This window comes from Actinomyces sp. HPA0247, from assembly GCA_000411415.1.
Taxonomy (GTDB): domain Bacteria; phylum Actinomycetota; class Actinomycetes; order Actinomycetales; family Actinomycetaceae; genus Pauljensenia.
The window spans coordinates 127263-148993 of the sequence record KE150452.1 but is presented as its reverse complement, the minus strand read 5'-3'; the positions used below and the strand labels follow the sequence as shown (position 1 = coordinate 148993).

General features: G+C 64.6%; 15 protein-coding genes. 11 read left to right on the top strand and 4 right to left on the bottom strand.

The window, feature by feature from the left end; translation table 11 throughout:
* The first annotated feature begins 268 nt into the window (after positions 1-268).
* Genes HMPREF1478_RS08765 through HMPREF1478_RS08755 form a run of 3 tightly spaced genes read left to right on the top strand, consistent with a single transcriptional unit; the run spans position 269 to position 4686 of the window.
* Entirely contained in the window at positions 269-1276 is a 1008-nt protein-coding gene (locus HMPREF1478_RS08765; RefSeq protein ID WP_016461715.1) for a TerC family protein, read from the top strand.
* 31 nt (positions 1277-1307) lie between these two features.
* Positions 1308-2306: a TerC/Alx family metal homeostasis membrane protein gene (locus HMPREF1478_RS08760; RefSeq protein ID WP_016461714.1), complete on the top strand. Its 999-nt coding sequence runs from the start codon at positions 1308-1310 to the stop codon at positions 2304-2306.
* A complete protein-coding gene (locus HMPREF1478_RS08755; RefSeq protein WP_016461713.1) occupies positions 2296-4686 on the top strand; it encodes a cation-translocating P-type ATPase in 2391 nt (796 codons plus the stop codon). The genes HMPREF1478_RS08760 and HMPREF1478_RS08755 overlap by 11 nt, the downstream gene beginning before the upstream one ends.
* A gap of 71 nt (positions 4687-4757) precedes the next feature.
* On the opposite strand, the gene HMPREF1478_RS08750 is transcribed toward HMPREF1478_RS08755, so the two are convergent.
* Entirely contained in the window at positions 4758-5039 is a 282-nt protein-coding gene (locus HMPREF1478_RS08750; protein WP_034475661.1) for a YciI family protein, read from the bottom strand.
* A 57-nt stretch (positions 5040-5096) separates the two neighbouring features.
* Here HMPREF1478_RS08750 and uvrA point away from each other — a divergent pair, with 57 nt between their 5' ends.
* Together uvrA and HMPREF1478_RS08740 are read left to right on the top strand one after the other, a co-directional pair.
* Positions 5097-7961 (top strand): excinuclease ABC subunit UvrA, encoded by a 2865-nt coding sequence (gene uvrA, locus HMPREF1478_RS08745; RefSeq protein WP_034475658.1) that lies wholly within the window; start codon positions 5097-5099, stop codon positions 7959-7961.
* A gap of 22 nt (positions 7962-7983) precedes the next feature.
* Positions 7984-8457 (top strand): hypothetical protein, encoded by a 474-nt coding sequence (locus HMPREF1478_RS08740; RefSeq protein WP_016461710.1) that lies wholly within the window; start codon positions 7984-7986, stop codon positions 8455-8457.
* A 91-nt stretch (positions 8458-8548) separates the two neighbouring features.
* Here the strand turns inward: HMPREF1478_RS08740 and HMPREF1478_RS08735 are convergent, their stop codons facing one another.
* From HMPREF1478_RS08735 to glnA, 3 genes are all read right to left on the bottom strand, one after another.
* The gene (locus tag HMPREF1478_RS08735; RefSeq protein WP_016461709.1) at positions 8549-10465 is read right to left on the bottom strand and encodes an AMP-dependent synthetase/ligase; all 1917 of its coding nucleotides are present in this window, start codon (positions 10463-10465) and stop codon (positions 8549-8551) included.
* 45 nt (positions 10466-10510) lie between these two features.
* Positions 10511-12376: an AMP-dependent synthetase/ligase gene (locus HMPREF1478_RS08730; RefSeq protein ID WP_016461708.1), complete on the bottom strand. Its 1866-nt coding sequence runs from the start codon at positions 12374-12376 to the stop codon at positions 10511-10513.
* Between the two features lie 115 nt (positions 12377-12491).
* A complete protein-coding gene (glnA, locus tag HMPREF1478_RS08725) occupies positions 12492-13916 on the bottom strand; it encodes a type I glutamate--ammonia ligase (protein WP_016461707.1) in 1425 nt (474 codons plus the stop codon).
* Positions 13917-14102: 186 nt separating this feature from the next.
* Between glnA and uvrC the strand changes: the two genes are divergently transcribed.
* The 6 genes from uvrC to gap all read left to right on the top strand — a co-directional run bounded on the left by uvrC (position 14103) and on the right by gap (position 21624).
* A complete protein-coding gene (gene uvrC, locus HMPREF1478_RS08720; RefSeq protein WP_016461706.1) occupies positions 14103-16118 on the top strand; it encodes an excinuclease ABC subunit UvrC in 2016 nt (671 codons plus the stop codon).
* On the top strand, positions 16115-17338 hold the full coding sequence (gene purT, locus HMPREF1478_RS08715; RefSeq protein ID WP_016461705.1) for a formate-dependent phosphoribosylglycinamide formyltransferase: 1224 nt from the start codon (positions 16115-16117) through the stop codon (positions 17336-17338). The genes uvrC and purT overlap by 4 nt, the downstream gene beginning before the upstream one ends.
* Before the next feature lie 43 nt (positions 17339-17381).
* Positions 17382-18377, top strand: coding sequence for an RNase adapter RapZ (rapZ, locus tag HMPREF1478_RS08710; RefSeq protein WP_016461704.1), 996 nt, complete (start codon positions 17382-17384; stop codon positions 18375-18377).
* Complete coding sequence (locus HMPREF1478_RS08705) at positions 18377-19381, top strand: gluconeogenesis factor YvcK family protein (RefSeq protein WP_016461703.1); 1005 nt, start codon at positions 18377-18379, stop codon at positions 19379-19381. Before rapZ ends, HMPREF1478_RS08705 begins: the two co-directional genes overlap by 1 nt.
* Positions 19382-19427: 46 nt before the next feature.
* The gene (whiA, locus tag HMPREF1478_RS08700) at positions 19428-20411 is read left to right on the top strand and encodes a DNA-binding protein WhiA (RefSeq protein WP_016461702.1); all 984 of its coding nucleotides are present in this window, start codon (positions 19428-19430) and stop codon (positions 20409-20411) included.
* A 205-nt stretch (positions 20412-20616) separates the two neighbouring features.
* Complete coding sequence (gap, locus tag HMPREF1478_RS08695; protein WP_016461701.1) at positions 20617-21624, top strand: type I glyceraldehyde-3-phosphate dehydrogenase; 1008 nt, start codon at positions 20617-20619, stop codon at positions 21622-21624.
* Positions 21625-21731 lie beyond the last annotated feature (107 nt).

Below are 21731 nucleotides of genomic sequence, written 5' to 3'. Positions count from 1 at the left end.
CCGGCATGGTCAGACATGGGAGGTAGCCCCGGCCTCGTCTTGTGGGAGCAGCGCGCATCGTCAAGGCGACAGACGCCACTTGTCATGAATCACCGGACAGCGGCTGTGTCCGACTAGGATAGAGATGTAAGCGGAGGGGAGTACTCCCACCAACAGTGGCGTCGTCATCACGACGGCCCGCCCACGCGGCGCGGCCTCCGGTGTCACTGGCCAGGTATTTCTGGCGGGAAGAGACCTCCGGTACCCGACTCGTACCGGAGGCACCCGTATGCACGTGCACGCGCTCGCCTGGATCGTTTTGGCGGCCATCATCCTCACCATGATCGTTGTCGACATCGTCGGCCACGTCCGTACCCCCCACGAACCCACTCTGAAGGAAGCGGCTTGGTGGTCGCTCGCCTACATCGTCATTGCCCTGATCTTTGGTGGCATTGTCTGGGCTTTGTGGGGGCCGGAATACGGCCAGGAATACCTCGGCGGCTACATCACCGAGAAAGCACTCAGTATTGACAACCTCTTCGTGTTTGTCATCATCCTGTCCTCTTTCCGCGTGCCGCGTAAGAACCAGCAGGAGGTCCTGCTGGCGGGCATCGTCATCGCCCTCGTGTTGCGGCTTCTTTTCATCCTGGCGGGCGCCGCGCTCATCGAAAACTTCTCGTGGGTCTTCTACCTTTTCGGCGCGTGGCTGCTGTGGACTGCGATCAGCCAGGTCCGTGAAGGATCTGGCGACGATGATGATGAGGAGTACCGTCCGCCGTCAATTGTGCGCTGGGTGTCGAAGATTGTTCCGGTCACCGATGGCTTCATCGGTTCGCGTATGCTCTACCGTCACGGGGGCCGCACCTACATCACACCGATGCTCCTGTGCGTGATCGCGATCGGCACCGCCGACGTCATGTTTGCCGTCGACTCGATCCCCGCGATCTACTCGCTGACCTCCGAGGCCTACCTGGTCTTCGCTGCCAACGCATTCTCACTGCTCGGCCTGCGTCAGCTTTACTTCCTCATCGACGGCCTGCTGGATCGTATCGTCTTCCTCCACTATGGCCTCGCCGCTATTCTCGGCTTCATCGGTTTCAAACTCATCAACCACGCGCTGCACACGAACGAGCTCCCCTTCATTAACGGCGGTCACGAGGTTTCTGCCATTCCCGAGCCATCGATCGCGTTCTCGCTCTGCTTTATCGTGGTGACAATTCTCGTCACGGTCATGGCCTCTCTCGCGGTTTCTCGCAAACGGCGTGCGCGAGAAGAGCTTGGCTCGGCAGAGCGCTAAAATTTCCTCGTTAGATAGTTAAGAGGTACTCATGGTTGTTCATCCGTGGGCGTGGGGCATTCTCGCCCTCGTTGCCATCGGTTTGGTCGTGCTCGATTTCCTCGGGCATGCGCGTAATCCACACCCGCCCACGGCTGGCGAGGCTGCTCGCTGGACCCTGTTCTACGTTGGTTTGGCCGCCATTTTTGGTGTTGGTATCTGGCTGACCAACGGGTGGCTCTACGCCCAGGAGTTCTACGCGGGTTGGGCGATGGAATGGTCGCTGTCAGTCGATAACTTGTTTGTGTTTATCCTGATTCTGAAGGCCTTCCGGGTTCCGCGCGAGAATCAGCAAAAGGCGCTGCTGTTCGGCATTGTGATTGCGCTGCTGCTGCGCCTCGTGTTTATCCTGCTGGGCGCAGCCCTCGTTGCGCGCTTCTCGTGGGTCTTCTTCCTCTTCGGACTGTGGCTCCTGTGGACGGCGTTTTCCCAGATCAAGGAGACCATTACCGGTGGGGAAGACGATGAGGAGTACGAGGAGAATGCGTTCATTCGTATCGTGCGTCGCGTCCTGCCGATCACGGACGGTTTCATCGGCAACCGCATGCTGTATCGCCACGGTGGACACACTTATCTGACGCCGCTGTTCGTGGTTGTCTTGGCGCTCGGTTCTGCGGATCTAATGTTCGCCTTCGACTCTATTCCCGCGATTTTTGGCATCACCTCGCAGGCTTTCCTCGTGTTCGCGTGCAACTTGTTCGCGCTGATGGGCCTGCGCCAGCTCTTCTTCCTCGTGGATGCGCTGCTGGGCAAGCTCGTGTATCTGGGCTACGGCCTCGGTGTGATCCTGAGCTTCATCGGCATCAAGCTGATTCTCGAGGCTTTGCACACCAACACGATCCCGTTTATCAACGGTGGCCGGGGATTCGAGTGGGCGCCCGAGATTTCCGTGTCGGTGTCGCTGGGCGTCATCGTTGTCACCTTGGCGATCACAGTCGTCGCCTCGCTGGTGCGTACTGCCATGGATGAGGGGAGCGGCGGTGACCGTTGAGAACGTGAACATCGATGAGCGCGGCCTGAGTGCCGCTGAGGTGGCCGAACGTGTTGCGCGCGGCGCTGTCAACCGCGTGAAGGACCGCACCTCTCGGTCGATGGCATCGATTATCCGTGAGAATGTGCTGACGTTGTTCAACGCGATCATCGTCGCGGCGTCGGTCATCGTTCTGCTCTTCGGAGACCTGCGCGACGGCATTTTCGGCGGCGTCATGATTATCAACGCCGTGATCGGTATCGTCTCTGAGCTGCGTGCGAAGCGCACCCTGGATTCCCTCGCGATCGTCGATGCCCCGCAGGCGACGGTTCTGCGCGACGGCACGCTGCACGTTGTCCCGGCGCGAGACGTTGTTCTCGACGACGTCATCGATCTGACGCTTGGTGACCAGGTGAGCGTGGATGGTACGGTGCTCTCCTCGGCAGGCCTTGAGATCGACGAGTCGCTGCTGACTGGCGAATCGCGCCCCGTCAAGAAGAAGCAGGGCGATCAGCTGCTGGCGGGCACGAGCGTCGTCGCGGGTTCGGGACGTATGGTTGCCACGGCGGTCGGCGAGCGGGTCTATGCTCAGGGTTTGTCTGAGCAGGCGCGCGCCTTTACGCGTACGGTCTCCGAGATCCAGACCTCGATCAACCGGGTGCTGCAGGTTGTCTCGGTGATGCTGCTCCCGATTGTCGTCCTCACGTTCTACTCGCAGAATCGCATTGCTGGCGGTCACGGGGGAGACTGGCGCGAGGCGCTCGTGCTGTCGGTTGCCTCGGTGATCGGCATGATTCCGCAGGGGCTCGTGCTGCTGACGTCCATGAACTTCGCGATCGGCTCGGCGACGCTGGCCCGCCGTGGCGTGCTCGTTCAGGAACTCCCGGCGGTTGAGGTACTCGCGCGCGTGGACTGCCTGTGCCTGGACAAGACGGGCACGCTCACCACCGGCGGTATCCGCGTGCATCGCGTCGAGGTCGTCTCTGGCGACGAGGCCGTGGTCCTTCGTGCGCTGGCGAGCGCCGCGAGCGACCGCACGAATGCGACCGCCGAAGCGATCTGGCAGCACCTGGGAGAAGCCGAGCAGACCGGCGCCACCGAGCGCATCGAGTGGGCCGTCCCCTTCTCGTCGGCCCGTAAGTGGAGCGCGTGGGGGAGCGAGGACGCATCCTGGATCCTCGGTGCTCCCGAGTTCGTTATTGACGAGGCCTCGGATGACAACGCGCAGCTCCTGGCCACGGTGCGTGGCATCGCGCAGGAGGGCTCCCGCGTCGTCGCGCTGGTTCGCGCTGATGCGGCCGTCGTCAATGATGAGCTACCCGCCAACCGTGCGGTGGCTGCCCTTGTCGTGCTCGAGGAGGACCTGCGCCCCGACGCCGCTGAAACACTGGAGTATTTCCGTTCGCAGGACGTGCATGTGCGCGTCATCTCGGGTGACAATCCGACGACGGTCGGGGCGCTGGCCGCGCAGGCTGGCCTGACCGCCCCCGACGGGTCGCCCGCTCGCCTCATGGATGCGCGCGATCTGCCCGAGGACCTCACCTCCGAGGCGTTCATCGACGCGATCGAAAACCACGATGTGTTCGGGCGCGTGACGCCCGAACAGAAGCGTGCGATGGTCGGTGCCCTGCAGGCTCGTGATCACTGCGTCGCGATGACGGGCGATGGCGTCAACGACGCCCTTGCGCTCAAGGATGCCGACCTCGGTATCGCAATGGGCAACGGAACACAGGCCACGAAGGCGGTCGCCCAGATCGTCCTCGTCGACTCGAAGTTTTCCGTCCTGCCGGGTGTCCTGTCCGAGGGACGCCGCATCATCGCGAACATGGAGCGCGTGTCGTCGCTGTTCCTGGCGAAGACCACGTACGCGGCCGTGCTGGTCATCGTGACGGCTCTGGTCGGCTGGCGCTACCCGTTCCTGCCGCGTCAGTTCAGCTACATCGATTCGCTGACGATTGGTATCCCCGCGTTCTTCCTGGCCCTGTGGCCGAACCCGCGTCGCTACGTGCCGGGATTCCTCAAGCGCACGCTGTCGCTCGCGATGCCCACGGGCGTGATTCTTGCGGCGGCCGCCCTCACTGCCTTCGGCATTGTTGACGGCCCGCCGCAGTCGCGCGAGTCGACGGCCGCGATCCTCTCGCTCATGCTGGGTGCGATCTGGCTCCTCGTCATTACCTCACGACCGCTGTCGACCTGGAAGTGGGTCCTGCTGGCGTGCGTCATCTCGGCTACGGTCGGTGGCGTTTTCATTCCACAGGTTCGTGGTTTCTTCTCGATGGTTGCACCCACCGGCCACGAGTGGCTCGTCATCGTGTGCGTCGGTGCCTGCGCCGCCCTCCTCATCGAGGTTGCTCAGCGCATTTTCTACGCGCACCAATTCAAGCGTTCCCTGGAGGGCTAAGCCAGAGTCGATACGAGTCGAGGCCGGTGTCGGGTGATAGACCCGGCCCCGGCCTCGTTCGTCTGTATTAGTCAGAACGCCCGGATCACGGGGTTCCACTCGCGGATGAGGCGCGCCTGGATGACCTCGGCGACGTAGAAGGGATCCTCGTTGAGGATGCGCTCAACGTCGGCCTCGCTCTCGGCGTTGATAAGGAGAAGTGCGCCGGGGATTTCGCCGACGAGGGGACCGGACGCGATGTTGATCCCCTGCTCGAGCAGGCCGGACAGGAACGCGCGGTGCGTCGGACGAACCTCGTCCATGGTCTCGGTCATCGACGGGTTGTAGACGTATTCAACTGCATAGTAAGCCATACGCATAACACTAGACCTGATCCCGGCATTTGCCTAGATGGCGGATAGTATCGAATGGTGCATGACAAGCTAATTATCCAGGGTGCTCGCGAACACAACCTCAAGGACGTCAGCCTTGAGCTGCCCCGCGACTCCATGATCGTCTTCACCGGCCTGTCCGGCTCGGGTAAATCATCCCTCGCCTTCGATACGATTTTTGCCGAGGGGCAGCGCCGCTACGTCGAATCCCTGTCCTCCTACGCGCGCCAATTCCTCGGGCAGATGGACAAACCCGACGTCGACTTCATCGAGGGTCTGTCACCCGCCGTCTCCATCGACCAGAAGTCGACGTCGCGCAACCCGCGCTCGACCGTCGGCACGATCACGGAGATCCACGATTACCTGCGTCTGCTCTACGCCCGCGCCGGTGTGGCTCACTGCCCTGAGTGTGGGGCGCGCATTCAGGCGCAGACTCCTCAGCAGATCGTCGACCGCGTGCGCACGATGGACGAGGGCACGCGCTTCCAGGTGCTCTCCCCGGTCGTGCGCGGCCGTAAGGGCGAGTATCAGGACCTCATCGACGAGCTGCGCTCCGAGGGCTATACGCGCGCGATCATCGACGGTGAGATGGTCCGCCTCGAAAACGCCCCTAAGCTGGAGAAGAAGCTCAAGCACACAATCGAGGTTGTTGTTGACCGCCTCGTCGTGCGCGAGGGCATGCGCCAGCGCCTGACCGATTCCGTCGAGACCGCGCTGCGGCTCTCCGACGGCCTCGTCGTCATCGACTGTGTTGACCTGGACGCCGATGATCCGGAGCGCCGTCGCCGCTTCTCCGAGAAGCGTGCCTGCCCCAACGACCACCCGCTGATGCTCGACGAGATCGAGCCGCGTACCTTCTCTTTCAACGCACCCTATGGTGCCTGCCCGGATTGCTCGGGCCTCGGCTTCCGCCTGGAGGTTGACCCGGAGCTGGTCGTGCCTGACGAGGAGCTCTCCCTCGCCGACGGCGCGGTCATCCCCTGGAACTCGAACTTCAAGTACCACAAGAAGCTTCTCGAATCCCTCTCCAAGGAGTTGGGCTTCGCGATGGGGACGCCCTGGAAGTCGCTGCCGAAGAAGGTCAAGGACGCTGTCCTCTACGGCAAGGACTACGAGGTCACGGTGAAGTTCCGCAACCGCTGGGGGCGCGAGCGCTCCTACACGACCGGATTTGAGGGCGCGGTCAACTACATTGAGCGCAAGCGCGAGGAAACCGAGTCGGCCGCCGTGTCCGAGAAGCTCGACTCTTACATGCGCGAGATTCCCTGCCCGACGTGTCACGGGGCCCGCCTGCGCCCCGAGGTCCTGGCCGTTCGCATCGGGGACAAATCGATCGCCGAGCTCTCCGACATGTCGATCTCGGATGCCCGCGAATTCCTCGCGAACGTCGAGCTCGAGCAGCGAGCACGTTCGATCGCCGCGCCCATCCTCACCGAGATCGAGGCACGCCTGGCCTTCCTCGTGGACGTGGGCCTGACCTACCTGACGCTCTCCCGCGGTGCTGGCACGCTGTCGGGTGGCGAGGCGCAGCGCATCCGTCTGGCGACGCAGATTGGCTCCGGCCTCGTCGGCGTCCTGTATGTGCTCGATGAACCCTCGATCGGCCTGCACCAGCGAGACAACCGCAAGCTCATCGCGACGCTCGAGCGCCTGCGCGATCTCGGCAACACGCTCATCGTCGTCGAACACGACGAGGAGACGATGGAAGCGGCCGACTGGATTGTCGACATCGGTCCCGGCGCGGGCGAAACCGGCGGCTGGGTCGTCCACTCGGGCCCGCTGGCCGAGCTCCTGAAGAACCGCAAGTCGCTGACCGGCCAGTACCTGTCCGGTAAACGCCGTATTCTCCTGCCGCCGACGCGACGTCCCGTCGACAAGAAGCGCGTCGTCACAGTCAAGGGCGCGCGCGAAAACAACCTGAAGAACGTCGATGTGTCCTTCCCGCTCGGTGTCTTGACTGCCGTGACCGGTGTGTCCGGTTCCGGTAAATCGACGCTGGTCAACGGCATCCTGTACCGCACCCTGGCCTCGCGCCTCAACGGTGCGCGCATGGTGCCCGGCCGTCACCGCACGATCACGGGCATCGAGCAGCTCGACAAGGTCGTGCACGTGGACCAGAGTCCGATCGGCCGTACGCCGCGTTCGAACCCGGCGACCTACACGGGCGTGTGGGACCAGATCCGCAAGCTGTTCGCCGAGACGCAAGAGGCGAAGGTGCGCGGCTACGGTCCCGGTCGATTCTCCTTCAACGTCAAGGGTGGGCGCTGCGAGTCCTGCAAGGGCGACGGCACCCTGAAGATCGAAATGAATTTCCTGCCCGACGTGTACGTGCCCTGCGAAGTGTGCCATGGCGCCCGCTACAATCGCGAGACCCTCGAGGTCGAGTACAAGGGCAAGACCGTCGCCGACGTGCTCGACATGCCGATCGCGGAGGCCGCTCAGTTCTTCGCGCCGATCTCGCGCATTGCCCGCCACCTCAACACGCTCGTCGAGGTGGGCCTGGGCTACGTGCGCCTCGGCCAGAGCGCCACGACCCTGTCGGGCGGCGAGGCCCAGCGCGTGAAGCTGGCCTCCGAGCTGCAGCGACGTTCGACCGGCCGCACGGTGTACGTGCTCGATGAGCCCACGACGGGCCTGCACTCCGAGGACATCCGTAAGCTCCTCCTGGTGCTGCAATCCCTGGCCGACAAGGGCAACACCGTGATTGTCATCGAGCACAACCTGGATGTCATCAAGAGTGCCGACTGGATCATCGACATGGGTCCCGAGGGCGGCGCAGGCGGCGGCGCGGTCGTCGCGCAGGGCACGCCCGAAGAGGTCGCACAGGTGAAGGAATCCTTCACCGGCCAATACCTCGCCGAGGTGCTTGCGAAGGAAGCCGAGCGCGACGCCGCAGCCGTGTAGCGGGAGCGGTTAGGATGGGCCCATGCGCTACTACGGCCACATGTACTACTGGCCCGGATGGGTCCATCTGATCGTTCTCCTGCTGATCGGCGTCTCTGTTGCCATCACGGTGCAGGCCCTCATGGCGCGTTCGGCCGGACGCTCACGCGTCTTTGGGCTCTCGTGCGGCTTTGTGGCTGGTATCGGAAATCTCAGCATGTGCGTGCTCGCGCAGGCGGAGGCCCGCCACACGTGGCAGATGTCGATGGTCGGTGCGCTCTACATTCTCGCGGGCACCTTCGTCCTGATCACGCTCGCGTCCCTGTGGAAAGACGGCTCCGGCGGTTTCGCCTGGTCGCGCGCATTCCACCTGTTCCTGCTCGTCGGCCTGGTCGTGGCCGCGATCATGGAGTTCGCGTATCGCCTGGCGTACTGGATCCCGCTGCCTGTCGCGGGTGTCGCGGTCCTGCTTGCGCTATTTGGTGCGTTTGTCGCCGGTCGCAACAGTCGAGACTAGGAGACGTTCAAAGCACGAAGTGGCCCCGGCCTCGTATGTTACGAGGCCGGGGCCGTTTCGTCGGATCGGGATCCCTGGGCTGGTCGCCGGGTTACTCCTGGCTCTTCGCAGCCTCGCCCGAGGCGTACAGGGCGTCGACCTCGTCGGCGTAGTCCGCTAGGACGCGGCGTCGCTTGAGCTTGAGGGAGGGCGTCAAGTAGCCGTTCTCGACGGTGAAGGCCGCATTGACGATGCGGTAGCGGCGGATTGACTCGGCGCGCGAGACTGCCTTGTTGGCGCGGGCGATCGCCTTCTCCAAAGACTCACGCACTTCGGGCAGGTTCGCGGCCTGCGCGGCATCCACGACGGGCAGGCCGTGAGTGGCCAGCCACTCGGGCAGCATCTCCGTGTCCAGGGCGATGAGCGCGCCGATGTAGGGGCGGTTGTCGCCCACCACGACGATGTTCGCGATGAGCGGGTGCGTCGACAGCGACTCTTCGAGGATCTCGGGGGAGACGTTCTTGCCGCCCGCGGTGACGATGAGTTCCTTCTTGCGACCCGTGATGCGCAGGTGACCGCGATCGTCAATCGACGCGAGGTCGCCCGTCTTGAACCAGCCGTCGACGTAGGCCTCGGCCGTGGCCTCGGGCAGGTTGTGATAGCCCTTCGACACGGAGATGCCCTGGACGAGCAGCTCGCCGTCGGGAGCGATCTTCATCCGGTTGCCGGGCCAGGGGAAGCCCACCGAGTCCGGCGGGAAGTCCTGCGGCGTCTCCACGGAGATCGGGCCGGTCGTCTCGGAGAGGCCATATCCCTGCAGGAGCGTGATGCCCAGGCCGCGATAGAAGTTCGCGAGGTCGAGGGCCAAGGGAGCACCGCCCGAAATGATGGTATGCAGGTTCGGGCCCAGGATTGCGCGGACCTTCGACAAGACAAGTGCGTCGGCGACACGGCCGCGCAGCTTCAGCGCGGTCGACGGACCGGGTGAGGGCATTGCTGACGCGTCGGGGACGGGTGTGGTGTCGGGGCCGGGACCCGCAACGGCGGACTCGGGCAGGGGAGAATCCACGTAAGCGGTGGCCCGAGAAAGTGCGCGTGCCTGCTTGGCTGCCCAGGCGAACATGCGGCCCTTCACGCCGCCGCCCGCCTTCGCGGCCGCAGCGTTGTAGACCTTCTCCATGACGCGCGGAACCACGAGGAGCATCGTCGGTTTGAATGTCGCAATATCGTTCACGAGATTACGAGTGTCGGGGGAGAACGCGGTGACGCCTTGCCCCGCGAGCAGGCAGTACATGACGAAGCGCGCGAGCACGTGGGCAACCGGCAGGAAGAGGAGGGAGCGAGACTTCGGGTCGTTGATGAGCACCGGCAGGAAGTCGTAGGCCTGCAGCATCGGCGAAATGAAGTTGCCGTGCGTGAGGACAACGCCCTTGGGCATGCCCGTCGTGCCGGAGGTGTAGATAACTGTCGCCTCGTCGCTCAGCTTGACGGCGTCGGTGCGCTCGCGCACCTGCTCGACCGTGACCCCCTGAGCGGCGCCCGTCAGCACTCGCTCGGCACCGCGGTCGAGGGAGAGGATATGACGGACGCCCTCGGTACGCACGGACTCGACCAGCTCGGCCTGCTGGGTGGTCGCCGTGATGACGATACGTACATCAGCATCAGTCAAAATATGCGCGATCTGGGACGCAGAGTCCGTCTCGTAGATCGGGACCGTGATGGCACCACAGGACAGTGCGGCCACATCGATAAGTGCCCACTCGTAGGAGGTGGGCGCCAGGATCGCCAGGTGCTCGCCGGCCTCGAGGCCCATGCCGATGAGACCGCGTGCGATTGAGTCGGCTTCGCCCAGGAACGTCTCCATGGTGACCCGGCGCCACGCGCCGACGTTGGAACGCCGCTCAATCGCGACCTGGCCGGGGTGAGATGCCACGCGCTGGTGGAGCATCTTCGGCAGGTTCATGTCCTCGGTGGCCTCTCGCGTTGCGATCGACTCCCAAGAGCCGTCTGCGAGCCTGCGTACCGTCATTGCGGTCCTTTCGTGGGGTGAGCGCGCTGCGCTGTGTTGGTGGAATCAGTTCTTCTTGGAGCGGTGGAAGAAACCACGCTTCTTCGCCGGCTCGGCGGAGACGGGGCCGCCGTACAGGGCGTCGACCTCGTGCGCATAGTCGGTGAGCACCTTGCGACGGCGCAGCTTCATCGATGGGGTCACGTAGCCGTTCGCGACGGTGAAGGTGGCGTCAATAATGCGGAACTTGCGGATCGACTCTGCGCGAGAGACGGCCTTGTTGGCGCGTTCGACGGCCTTCTCGAGTGACTCGCGCACGGCGGGCAGCTCGGCGGCCTCGGTGGGCGAGCACTGCGGCAGACCGTGCTTGGCAAGCCAGTCGGGCAGCATGTCGGCGTCGAGCGTGAACAGGGCTCCGACGTAGGGGCGCTGATCGCCCACGACAATGACGTTGGCGACGAGCGGGTGCGTGGCGAGGGAGTCCTCAAGGACCTCGGGGGAGACGTTCTTTCCGCCCGCGGTGACGATGAGTTCCTTCTTGCGGCCGGTGATGGTCAGCTGCCCCTTGCGGTCGATGGAACCCAGGTCGCCGGTGTGGAACCACTTGCCGTCGGGCATGACCTCGGCGGTCTGCTCAGGCAGGTGGTAGTAGCCGGGCATCACCGACTGGCCGCGCACGAGGATCTCCCCATCCTTGGCTGTCTTAATGAAGTTGCCGGGCAAGGGGAGTCCGACGCCACCGACGGGATTCTTGCCGATGTGCTGGACAGCGATCGGTCCGGTCGTCTCGGACAGGCCGTAACCCTGGATGAGGGTGAGTCCCATGCCGGCGTAGAAGTGCGCGAGATCGGTGGCCAGGGGTGCGCCGCCGGAGACGATGTAGCGCAGGTTGGGTCCGAGGATGGCGCGGATCTTCTTCAGGACGAGCGCATCGGCGATGCCATGGCGCATCTTCTTGAACATGCCGGGTCCGAAGGTCTTCTCAGAGGCGATCGAGTAGGTGCGTGCCTGCTTGGCGCTCCACGCGAACATGCGGCCCTTGATGCCGCCGCCCGCCTTGGAGGAGGCTGCGTTGTAGACCTTTTCGAGGACGCGGGGGACGACGAGGAGCACGGACGGCTTGAAAGCCTGGATGTCCGGCAGCAGGTTCTTGATGCTGGGAGAGAACCCGAGCACGCCCTGGCCGGACAGGATGACGTGCATGACGAGGCGGGCGAGCACGTGGGCGACAGGGAGGAAGAGGAGCAGGCGTGTCTCGGGCGAGTCGATCACCTCGCCAAGGACCTGGCGCGCACCTTGCGCGGTGGCCACGAAATTCGCGTGCGTGAGGGCGACGCCCTTGGGGTTACCGGTCGTCCCCGAGGTGTAGATGATGGTTGCGATATCCGAAGACGAGATGGTGGCGCGGCGCTGCTCGACGTTCTCGATGGTGATGCCGGTGGCGGCGCGGGCGATCATGCGCTGTGCGCCGCGATCGAAGGAATCGATGGCAACGGTGTGTCCGGGGGCGACCGAGTGCACGAGCTCGGCCTGCTGCGTCGTGGCCGTGAAGACGCGGGTCACGTGTGCGTCGGTGAGGATGTGCTCGATCTGGGCGGCTGAGTCGGATTCGTAGATCGGGACGGTGATTGCGCCGATCGAGAGCAGCGCGAGATCGAGGAGGAGCCACTCGTACGAGGTCGGGGCCAGGATTGCGACCGCGTCACCTGCCTGCACGCCGAGGCCGATGAGGCCACAGGCGGTGTACTCGACCTGGCGCTGGAGCTCGCCGGCGGTCAGAGAGCGGGTGGAGCCGACGGAGGAGCGCTGCTCGACGCACACCTGGTGCGGGTGGGTGAGGGCCCGCTTGGCCAGCATGTCGGGCACGATGTCATGGTCGCCGACCTTGTACGTCGGCTTGATCGTGTACGAGCCATCGCGCATGCGCTTCATCGTGTCCTCCTGGGTATCGGTTCAAAGACTGAACAACAGGTCCGTTGTGAGTCTACTGGGTATGGCGCGGCCCCCGCCCCATAATCGGGGCGGGGGCCGCTGAGTGACGATTAGATCACAGGTCGTAGTAGAGCTGGTACTCGAAGGGGTGCGGGTAGGCACGCATCGGGGCGACCTCGTTGGTCTCCTTGTATTCGAGCCAGGTGTCGATGAGGTCCTGCGTGAAGACGTCGCCCTCGGTGAGGAACTCGTGGTCCTCGCGCAGTGCGTCGAGGGCGGCCTCGAGGGAGCTCGGCAGCTTCGCGATGTCCTGGTACTCGGCCGGGGGCAGCTCGTACAGGTCCTTGTCGATCGGCGCGGCCGGCTCGATGCGGCGCTTGATGCCGTCGATGCCCGCCATGAGGCACGCGGAGAACGCCAGGTAGGGGTTCGCGCTCGGGTCCGGCACGCGGTACTCCACGCGCTTGGCCTTGGGGGATGTGCCCGTGACGGGGATGCGGATGCACGCGGAGCGGTTGCGCGCCGAGTACACGAGGTTGATCGGAGCCTCAAAACCGGGAACCAGGCGTCGGAAGGAGTTCACCGACGGGTTCGTGAAGGCGAGGAGCGCGGGCGCGTGCTCGAGCAGACCGCCGATGAACCAGCGGGCCGTGTCGGACAGGGAACCGTAACCGCGCTCGTCGTAGAAGAGGGGCTCGCCGTTCTTCCACAGCGACATGTGGGTGTGCATACCCGAGCCATTGTCACCGAACAGCGGCTTGGGCATGAAGGTCGCGGAATGGCCGAACTCAAGGGCGGCGTTCTTAATGACGTACTTGAACTTCATCATGTCGTCGGCCGCAGTCTGCAGCGTCGCGAAGCGGTAGTTGATCTCCTGCTGGCCGCCCGAGCCGACCTCGTGGTGGGCGCGCTCAATCGTCAGGCCGACCTCCTCAAGGAGGCGGCTCATCTCGTCGCGCACGTCGGCGTACTTGTCGGCGGGGGAGACGGGGAAGTAACCGCCCTTGACGGCCACTTTGTAGCCCATGTTGCCGCCCTCTTCGACGCGACCGGTGTTCCAGTACGCCTCGGGCGAGTCGACGGAGAAGAAGGTGTTGTTCGGGGTGACCTGGTAGCGCACGTCGTCGAAGAGGTAGAACTCTGCCTCGGCGCCGATGAAGCACTCGTCCGCGATCCCGGTCGAGCGCAGGTAGGCCTCGGCCTTCGCGGCCACCTGACGCGGGTCGCGAGAGAAGGGCTCGTCAGTGAAGGGGTCGACGATCGAGAAGTTGACGACCAGGGTCTTGCGATCGCGGAACGGGTCCACGAACGCGGAGGAGATGTCCGGGATGAGCTTCATGTCGGACTCGTGAATCGCGGTAAAGCCGCGCACCGAGGAGCCGTCGAACATCAGGCCGTCCGACAATGCGGCGTCCAAGAATTCGCTCACGGGGATCGTAAAGTGCTGCTGAACCCCGGGGACGTCGCAGAAGCGCACGTCGACGAGTTCAATGTTCTGCTCGGAGATAAAGTCTGCGACCTCTTGAGTGGAGGTGAACATGAACGTCCTTCTTAGTGGGAGAGCTGTACTCATTGGTCAAGAATGGGTCAATTCGTAACCAAGACCAGTATATGCCTACAGGTGGCGAGCGCGCGTATTGGTTTCAATATTCAAAGGTTTCATGACATAGAGCACGCCCGCGGTGGGCATCGGGCGCACCCAGCCCCGGCCTCGTACCCTGGGAGCGTGGCTGATCCTTCGACGTACCGACCCCGCACGGGAGATATTCCGACCTCGCCGGGCGTCTACCGATTCTCCGACCCGCAGGGCCGCGTCATCTACGTCGGCAAGGCCAAGAACCTGCGCAATCGCCTGACGAACTACTTCCAGGACCTGGCGAATCTGCATCCGCGCACCCAGCAGATGGTGACAACCGCGAGCGCCGTCCAGTGGACCGTTGTGCGCTCCGAGGTGGAGGCCCTCACGCTGGAGTTCACGTGGATTAAGGAATTCAATCCGCGCTTCAACGTCATGTTTAAGGACGACAAGTCCTACCCGTACCTGGCGGTGTCGATGGGGGAGCGTTTCCCCCGGGTGCAGGTCACGCGTGAACGCAAGCGCGCGGTGTCGCGCTACTTTGGTCCGTACACGCAGGTGTGGGCGATTCGCGAAACGATCGATCAACTCCTGCGAGTGTTTCCGATGCGCTCATGCTCGGCGGGCGTGTTCCAGCGGGCGAAGGCGCAGGGACGTCCGTGCCTGCTCGGCTACATCGATAAGTGTGCGGCGCCGTGCGTGGGCCGTATTTCGATGGAGGAGCATCGCGAGCTCGCCGAAGGGTTGTGTCAGTTCATGGAGGGTCGTACGGGGCCCGTCATCCGTGACCTGGAGGAGCAGATGCGCCAGGCGTCGGCGGAGCTGAACTTCGAGCGTGCGGCGAAGCTGCGCGATGACGTCAAGGCGCTGCGCACGGTGCTGGAGCGCAACGCGGTCGTGCTGGATGATGGCTCTGACGCGGACGTATTCTCCCTCGTCAGCGACGACCTGGACGCGGCGGTACACGTCTTCCACGTGCGCGGTGGGCGCATCCGAGGCACGCGCGGCTGGGTGATTGAGCGCGTGGACGGTGCGGACGATGCCGCGCTCATGGCTCGCCTCCTCGAGCAGGTGTACTCGTCGGCGTCGACAGACGAGGCCGGGGCCGGGAAGGCCGCCAAGGTAGCGGCCGTCAGCGTGGACGATGTCGCGCACACGCCCACATCGGCGATTCCGCGCGAGGTGCTCGTATCCGTCGAGCCAGAGGAGAAGGAGACGATTGCGCGCTGGCTGCGGGAGGTGCGCGGCGCGTCCGTGTCCGTGCACGTTCCCAAGCGCGGTCCAAAGGCTCAGCTCATGGAGACGGTGACCGAGAATGCCCGGCAGGCCCTGGCTCTGCACCGCACGAAGCGGGCGGGCGACATTACGGCGCGCTCGAAGGCACTCGAACAGCTCGCCGAGAACCTTGATCTGCCGGCAGCACCTCTGCGCATCGAGTGCTACGACGTGTCGCACACAGGCGGTGAGAACCAGGTTGCGTCCATGGTGGTTTTCGAGGACGGCATGCCGCGCAAAGACGCCTACCGCACCTACAACATCCGCGGCGAGGACGGCAGTGGGACGCCAGATGATACGAGCGCGATGAACGAAGTCCTCACCCGACGCTTCTCGCGACTGCTGGCCGAGGAAGCGGGCGTCGAAGGCGAAGACGAGGACGGCGTCGCCTATGCGTCCGGTCCCATCGACGCGACGACGGGGCGCCCCAAGCGCTTCTCCTACCGCCCCGATCTGGTTGTGGTCGATGGTGGCCTCCCGCAGGTGAATGCCGCGCGAGCCGCTCTGGACGCCGTGGGTGCGGACGTGCCCGTCGTCGGGTTGGCAAAGCGCCTGGAGGAGGTATGGATCCCAGGTGACGAGTTCCCTCTCATCCTGCCGCGCACGTCGGAGGCCCTCTACCTTCTGCAGTACCTGCGCGACGAGTCCCACCGCTTCGCAATCACGAAGCACCGCAAGCGCCGTTCGAAGGCCCAGCGTCGCTCGGTCCTCGATTCCGTCCCAGGGCTTGGACCTGCCCGTCAGGCCGCGCTCCTGAAACATTTCGGCTCCGTTAAGCGGATCCGCGAGGCATCCGTGGAGGACATTGCCGAGGTCAAGGGCGTGGGACTCGGTCTCGCGCGCACGATTCGCGATAGGCTTGCGACATCGTCGAGGGAGGACACACCATGACATTGACGCTTCCCGTGCCGCTGCCGGCGCGCGTGCTGCTGCTTGGATCGGGCGAACTCGGTAAGGAAGTGACGATCGCTCTGAAGCGCTACGGATGCACCGTCATCGCATGTGACTCCTACCCGAATGCCCCCGCCATGCAGGTTGCGGACGAGTCGCGCGTTGTCGATATGAGTGACCCCGAGGCCTTGCGTGACGTGCTCAACGGCGTCGATGTCGACCTTATCGTTCCCGAAGTGGAGGCCATCGCGACGGACGAACTGAGTGCATGTGAGGATCGCGGCGTGCGCGTCGTTCCCAACGCTTTCGCCGTCCAGGCCACGATGGACCGCCAGCGCATCCGCACGCTCGCTGCGTCCCTGTCCGGCGTGCGCACCTCCGCATTCCGATTCGCACGCAGCGAGGCCGAGCTGGCTACCGCCCTCGACGAGGTCGGATACCCCGCCTTCGTCAAGCCGACGATGTCCTCCTCAGGGCACGGCCAGTCCCGCGTGACAGGACCCGAGCAAGCCGCGTCCGCCTGGGCCCACGCAGAGGAAGATGCCCGCGCGACGACGGGCGTCGTCATCGTCGAAGAAGGCGTCGACTTCGACTACGAGATCACGCTGCTCACCGTGCGCTCCTGGGACGCGGCATCGGGCACGGTGACGACCAGCTTCTGCGCGCCCATCGGGCACCGCCAGGAGGGCGGTGACTACGTCGAATCCTGGCAGCCCATGGCCATGAGTGAGGCCGCCCACGACGCCGCCCGTTCGATGGCCAAGGCCGTCACAGACGCCCTCGCCGAGGCCGGAAACGGCCCGTGCCTGGGCATCTTCGGCGTCGAGTTCTTCGTGCGCGGCGATGAGGTCTGGTTCTCCGAGCTCTCGCCCCGACCCCATGACACCGGCATGGTGACGATGGTGACGCAAGCACAGTCCGAGTTTGAACTGCACGCCCGCGCGATCCTGGGCCTGCCCGTCTCGACGACGCAGAAGACGCCCGGTGCCTCTGCCGTCGTCAAGTCGACCAGCGCCATCGACGTCCCCGTCTACAACGGCGTGGCCGACGCCCTGGCCACCGCCGACATCGTAGGTATCTTCGGCAAGCCGATCAGCCGCGCCGGCAGGCGCGTCGGCGTGGTCGCCGCCACCGCAAGCACGCCGAAGGAAGCACGAGTCATCGCCAGACGCGCCGCCGCAGGTATCTCCATCGACGAGGCCCCCGCGCCTTGCGCGTAACCGCTCCCACCCACCAGCCCAGCCCACCCGTCAGGAGGACGCCATGCCCGACCACACACCCACGGACGACCTCGATGAACGCCAAGCCCAGGCCTCGTCGATGAACGAGGAGAACCCTCCCACGGTTCCCGAGGGCATCGCCGTGCGCGACATGATGCGGGTGAAGTACGAGCCGCGCGCCTCGAACGAAGTCCTCATCATCACCGGCTACTCGGGAGCGGGCCGGACCGGTGCCGCTCGCGCGCTTGAGGATCTGGACTGGTACGTCGTCGACAACCTGCCGCCGACTATGCTGCCCGCTCTCGTCGGCATGATGTCGAATGACCCCGCGGCCGGCGTGCACCGCCTGGCGGTCGGCGTAGACGTTCGCTCGCGCACCTTCTTCCGCACACTGGACGCCACACTCGAGCAGCTCAAGGGCGCTGGCATCGCCTACCGCATTATCTTCCTCGAGGCCAACCCCGAGACCCTCGTGCGCCGCTACGAATCCAACCGTCGTCCCCATCCGCTCCAGGGTGCCGGCACGCTCATGGACGGCATCAAGGCCGAGATGCGTCTCCTCGCGCCCCTGCGCCGCGCCGCCGATGAGGTCATCGACACGTCCACCATGAGTGTCCACGATTTGACCCGGCGCATCCGTGACATCGTGGCGGGGGAGGAGCACCCCCTGCAGGTGACCGTCGAGTCTTTCGGTTTCAAGCACGGCCTCCCACTCGACGCCGATCACGTCGTTGACGTGCGTTTTCTCAAGAACCCGTACTGGGTGGACGAGCTGCGTCACCTCACCGGCAAGGACCAGGCCGTCGCCGACTACGTACTCTCCCAGCCGGGTGCGCGCGATTTTGCTCTCGGATATGCCGACCTACTGGCCCCCATGCTGAGCGGGTATCTGGCAGAATTGAAGCCATTCGTCACGATCGCCGTCGGATGCACGGGCGGAAAGCACCGCTCGGTTGCTTGCTCCGAGGCGATCGCCAAGCGCCTGCGCACACACGGATACACGGTTCGCGTGATGCACCGTGACATTGGGAGAGACTAATGCCCTATCTTGATGCAGCCGGCTGGGTTCAACGTGGAGAATCCGGCCAGAACATCGTCGCCCTCGGTGGCGGACACGGCCTGTCCGCCACCCTGCGCGCACTGCGCCACATCACCCGAGCGCTCACGGCAGTCGTGACCGTCGCCGATGACGGTGGTAGCTCCGGCCGTCTGCGCCAGGAGATGCCGATCCTGCCCCCCGGTGACCTTCGAATGGCCCTTGCATCCCTGTGCGAGGAGTCCGAGTGGGGACTGACCTGGCGAGACGTCATGCAGCTACGCTTGGATACGAGCGGGCCACTCAACGGCCATGCGCTCGGCAACCTGCTGATCTCTGGCCTGTGGCAGCTCCTCGACGATCCGGTTGAGGGCCTCGACTGGGTCGGCCGTCTCCTTGGCGCGCAGGGCCGCGTCCTGCCCATGTCGACGACGCCCATTGACATCGAGGCAGACATGAACGACGGGGGACGCCGCTACGTCGTGTCCGGTCAATCGAAGGTCGCCGTCGCCCCCGGCACCGTCGAGCACGTGCGCATCACGCCTGAAGCCCCCGAGGTCCCCTCTGCGGTCACCGACGCCATCTCCGAGGCCGACTGGGTCGTGCTGGGTCCTGGCTCCTGGTACACGTCGGTTATTCCGCACCTCCTGGTCCCCGACATCAACCGCGCGCTCGCGACGACGGACGCGCACCGCGCGCTCGTACTCAACCTGGCACGCCAGCGCGGCGAAACCGACCTCATGTCAACCGCCGATCACGTGCGTGTTCTGCGCGAGTACGCGCCCATGCTCAAGCTTGACGTCGTTGTGGCAGACCCCACGGCCTGTGATGACATTGACGAGCTCATCGTTGCAGCCGAGGAGCTCGGCGCGCGCGTTCTTCTGCGCCAGGTTCGTACGGGAGACGGCGCCCCGCATCATGACCCGTTGCGCCTCGCCGCCGCCCTGCGTGACGCATTCGACGGCTTCCTTGGTGAGGTCGGACAGCCTGAAACGTGGTTACCTTAGAACCTGTTGCCTGTTGACAAACGACATCACACCCGAGGAAGAATCCGTGTCTCTGACATCTGACATGAAGGACGAGCTGGCGCGCGCCGTCATCACGACGCCGTCCGAGGTGGCCGCCGAGGTGAGCGCAACACTGCGTTTTGCGGGTGGCCTGCACCTCGTGGGCGGTCGCATCCTCGTCGAGGCCGAGCTCGACTCACCCGTCGCCGCGCGACGCCTGCGTACCTATCTGCAGGCGCTGTACAACGCCGAGTCCTCCGTCGTCGTGGTGTCCGGATCGTCTCTGCGCCGAGGCAAGCGCTACGTTGTGCGCGTCGTTCACAAGGCCGACGAGCTCGCTCGCTTGACTGGTCTCGTCGATTCACTGCGCCGTCCTGTGCGTGGCCTGCCACCCGTTCTTGTCGCCTCAGGAACCGCAGAGGCCGCTGCGATTTGGCGAGGTGCTTTCCTTGCCCGCGGTTCACTCATGGAGCCCGGTCGATCCTCGTCGCTCGAAATCACGTGCCCCGGCCCCGAGGTGGCTCTCGCGATGGTGGGCTGTGCGCGCAAGCTGGGAGCAGCAGCGCGATCGAAGGAGGTGCGCGGCACCGACCGCGTGTCCGTCCGCGACTCTGATGCGATCGGTACCCTGATTTCCGCGATGGGTGCGCCCCAGACCTTCGAGGCCTGGCAGGAGAGACGCGAACGCCGCGAGGCGCGAGGCAGCGCCAACCGACTGGCTAACTTTGACGATGCGAATCTACGCCGTTCCGCGCGTGCCGCGGTCGCCGCCGGTGCCCGCGTTGAGCGAGCTTTCGAGATTCTTGGGGACGACGTGCCGGCACACCTGCTCGAGGCCGGTACCCTGCGGCTGAAGTACAAGCAGGCGTCCCTCGAAGAGCTCGGCAAGCACACGAATCCGCCGCTCACCAAGGATGCTGTCGCCGGACGCATCCGTCGACTCCTGGCCCTTGCCGACAAGGTCGCACACGAACGAGGCATTCCGGACACCGAATCTGCACTCACCCTCGACATGCTCGATGAGGACTGAGGTCCCTGATTCCTGTCGCTTCGTCCCGATCTGAACGAGAATTACCCCACGTGCAGATTTTCAAATTGGATTGTGACAGAGCACGCTCTGGGGTGTAGATTAGGAACTGCTGGAACCGCAGACATCTGTGGGCTGGGCTGGCAACCCGCACGCCCGGTTGCATCGAATACCGTGCCCCGCGAGGGGCACGAGCAGGAGGAACATAGTGACCACCCGCGTTGGCATCAACGGCTTCGGCCGCATCGGCCGCAACTTCTTCCGCGCTGCTCTCGAGCAGGGCGCGGACATCGAGATCGTCGCCGTTAACGACCTCACCGACAACAAGACCCTCGCTCACCTGCTGAAGTACGACTCGATCACGGGTCGCTTCCAGGGCGAGGTCTCCTACGATGACGAGGGCATCGTCGTCGACGGCAAGCACATCAAGGTGCTCGCACAGCGTAACCCCGCCGACCTGCCCTGGGGCGAGCTCGGCGTTGAGGTTGTCGTTGAGTCCACCGGCTTCTTCACCGACGGTGAGAAGGCCAAGGCTCACCTGGACGCTGGCGCCAAGAAGGTCGTCATCTCCGCTCCCGCGAAGAACGTCGACGGCACCTTCGTCATGGGCGTGAACGAGGACAAGTACGATGGCGCCACGATGAACATCGTGTCGAACGCCTCCTGCACGACCAACTGCCTCGCCCCCCTGGCCAAGGTTCTCGAGGAGAACTTCGGCATCGAGCGCGGCATCATGACCACCATCCACTCCTACACGGGTGACCAGCGTGTCCTCGACGCTCCTCACAAGGACCTGCGTCGCGCCCGCGCCGCGGCCCTGAACATGATCCCCACCAAGACCGGTGCTGCCCAGGCCGTCGCCCTGGTCCTGCCCGAGCTTGAGGGTAAGTTCGATGGCCTCGCCGTCCGCGTCCCCACCCCGACCGGCTCCCTGACCGACCTCACCTTCATCGCGAAGAAGGAGGTCTCCGTCGAGGCCGTTAAGGCTGCCGTCAAGGCCGCTGCCGAGGGTGAGCTCAAGGGTGTTCTCGAGTACACCGAGGATCCGATCGTGTCCTCGGACATCGTGGGCGACCCGCACACCTCGATCTTCGACGCCACCGAGACCAAGGTCATCGGCAACCTCGTCAAGGTCCTGTCCTGGTACGACAACGAGTGGGGCTACTCGAACGCTCTCGTTCGCCTCACCGCCCTCGTCGGCTCCAAGCTCGCCTGAGCACACAGCTGATACACCAGCCATGAGCTGATCAGCGAGATGCCCGTGCACCCTCGTGCACGGGCATCTCCTACATCGCCACCGCCTTCAGACCGAAAGGACTCCTC

Bases quoted from the DNA above. Each gene is read 5' to 3' on its own strand.
- HMPREF1478_RS08765 (WP_016461715.1), top strand. From the start codon at position 269: ATGCACGTGCACGCGCTCGCCTGGATCGTTTTGGCGGCCATCATCCTC.
- HMPREF1478_RS08760 (WP_016461714.1), top strand. From the start codon at position 1,308: ATGGTTGTTCATCCGTGGGCGTGGGGCATTCTCGCCCTCGTTGCCATC.
- HMPREF1478_RS08750 (WP_034475661.1), bottom strand. From the start codon at position 5,039: ATGGCTTACTATGCAGTTGAATACGTCTACAACCCGTCGATGACCGAG.
- HMPREF1478_RS08740 (WP_016461710.1), top strand. From the start codon at position 7,984: ATGCGCTACTACGGCCACATGTACTACTGGCCCGGATGGGTCCATCTG.
- HMPREF1478_RS08735 (WP_016461709.1), bottom strand. From the start codon at position 10,465: ATGACGGTACGCAGGCTCGCAGACGGCTCTTGGGAGTCGATCGCAACG.
- HMPREF1478_RS08730 (WP_016461708.1), bottom strand. From the start codon at position 12,376: ATGAAGCGCATGCGCGATGGCTCGTACACGATCAAGCCGACGTACAAG.
- glnA (WP_016461707.1), bottom strand. From the start codon at position 13,916: ATGTTCACCTCCACTCAAGAGGTCGCAGACTTTATCTCCGAGCAGAAC.
- purT (WP_016461705.1), top strand. From the start codon at position 16,115: ATGACATTGACGCTTCCCGTGCCGCTGCCGGCGCGCGTGCTGCTGCTT.
- rapZ (WP_016461704.1), top strand. From the start codon at position 17,382: ATGCCCGACCACACACCCACGGACGACCTCGATGAACGCCAAGCCCAG.
- HMPREF1478_RS08705 (WP_016461703.1), top strand. From the start codon at position 18,377: ATGCCCTATCTTGATGCAGCCGGCTGGGTTCAACGTGGAGAATCCGGC.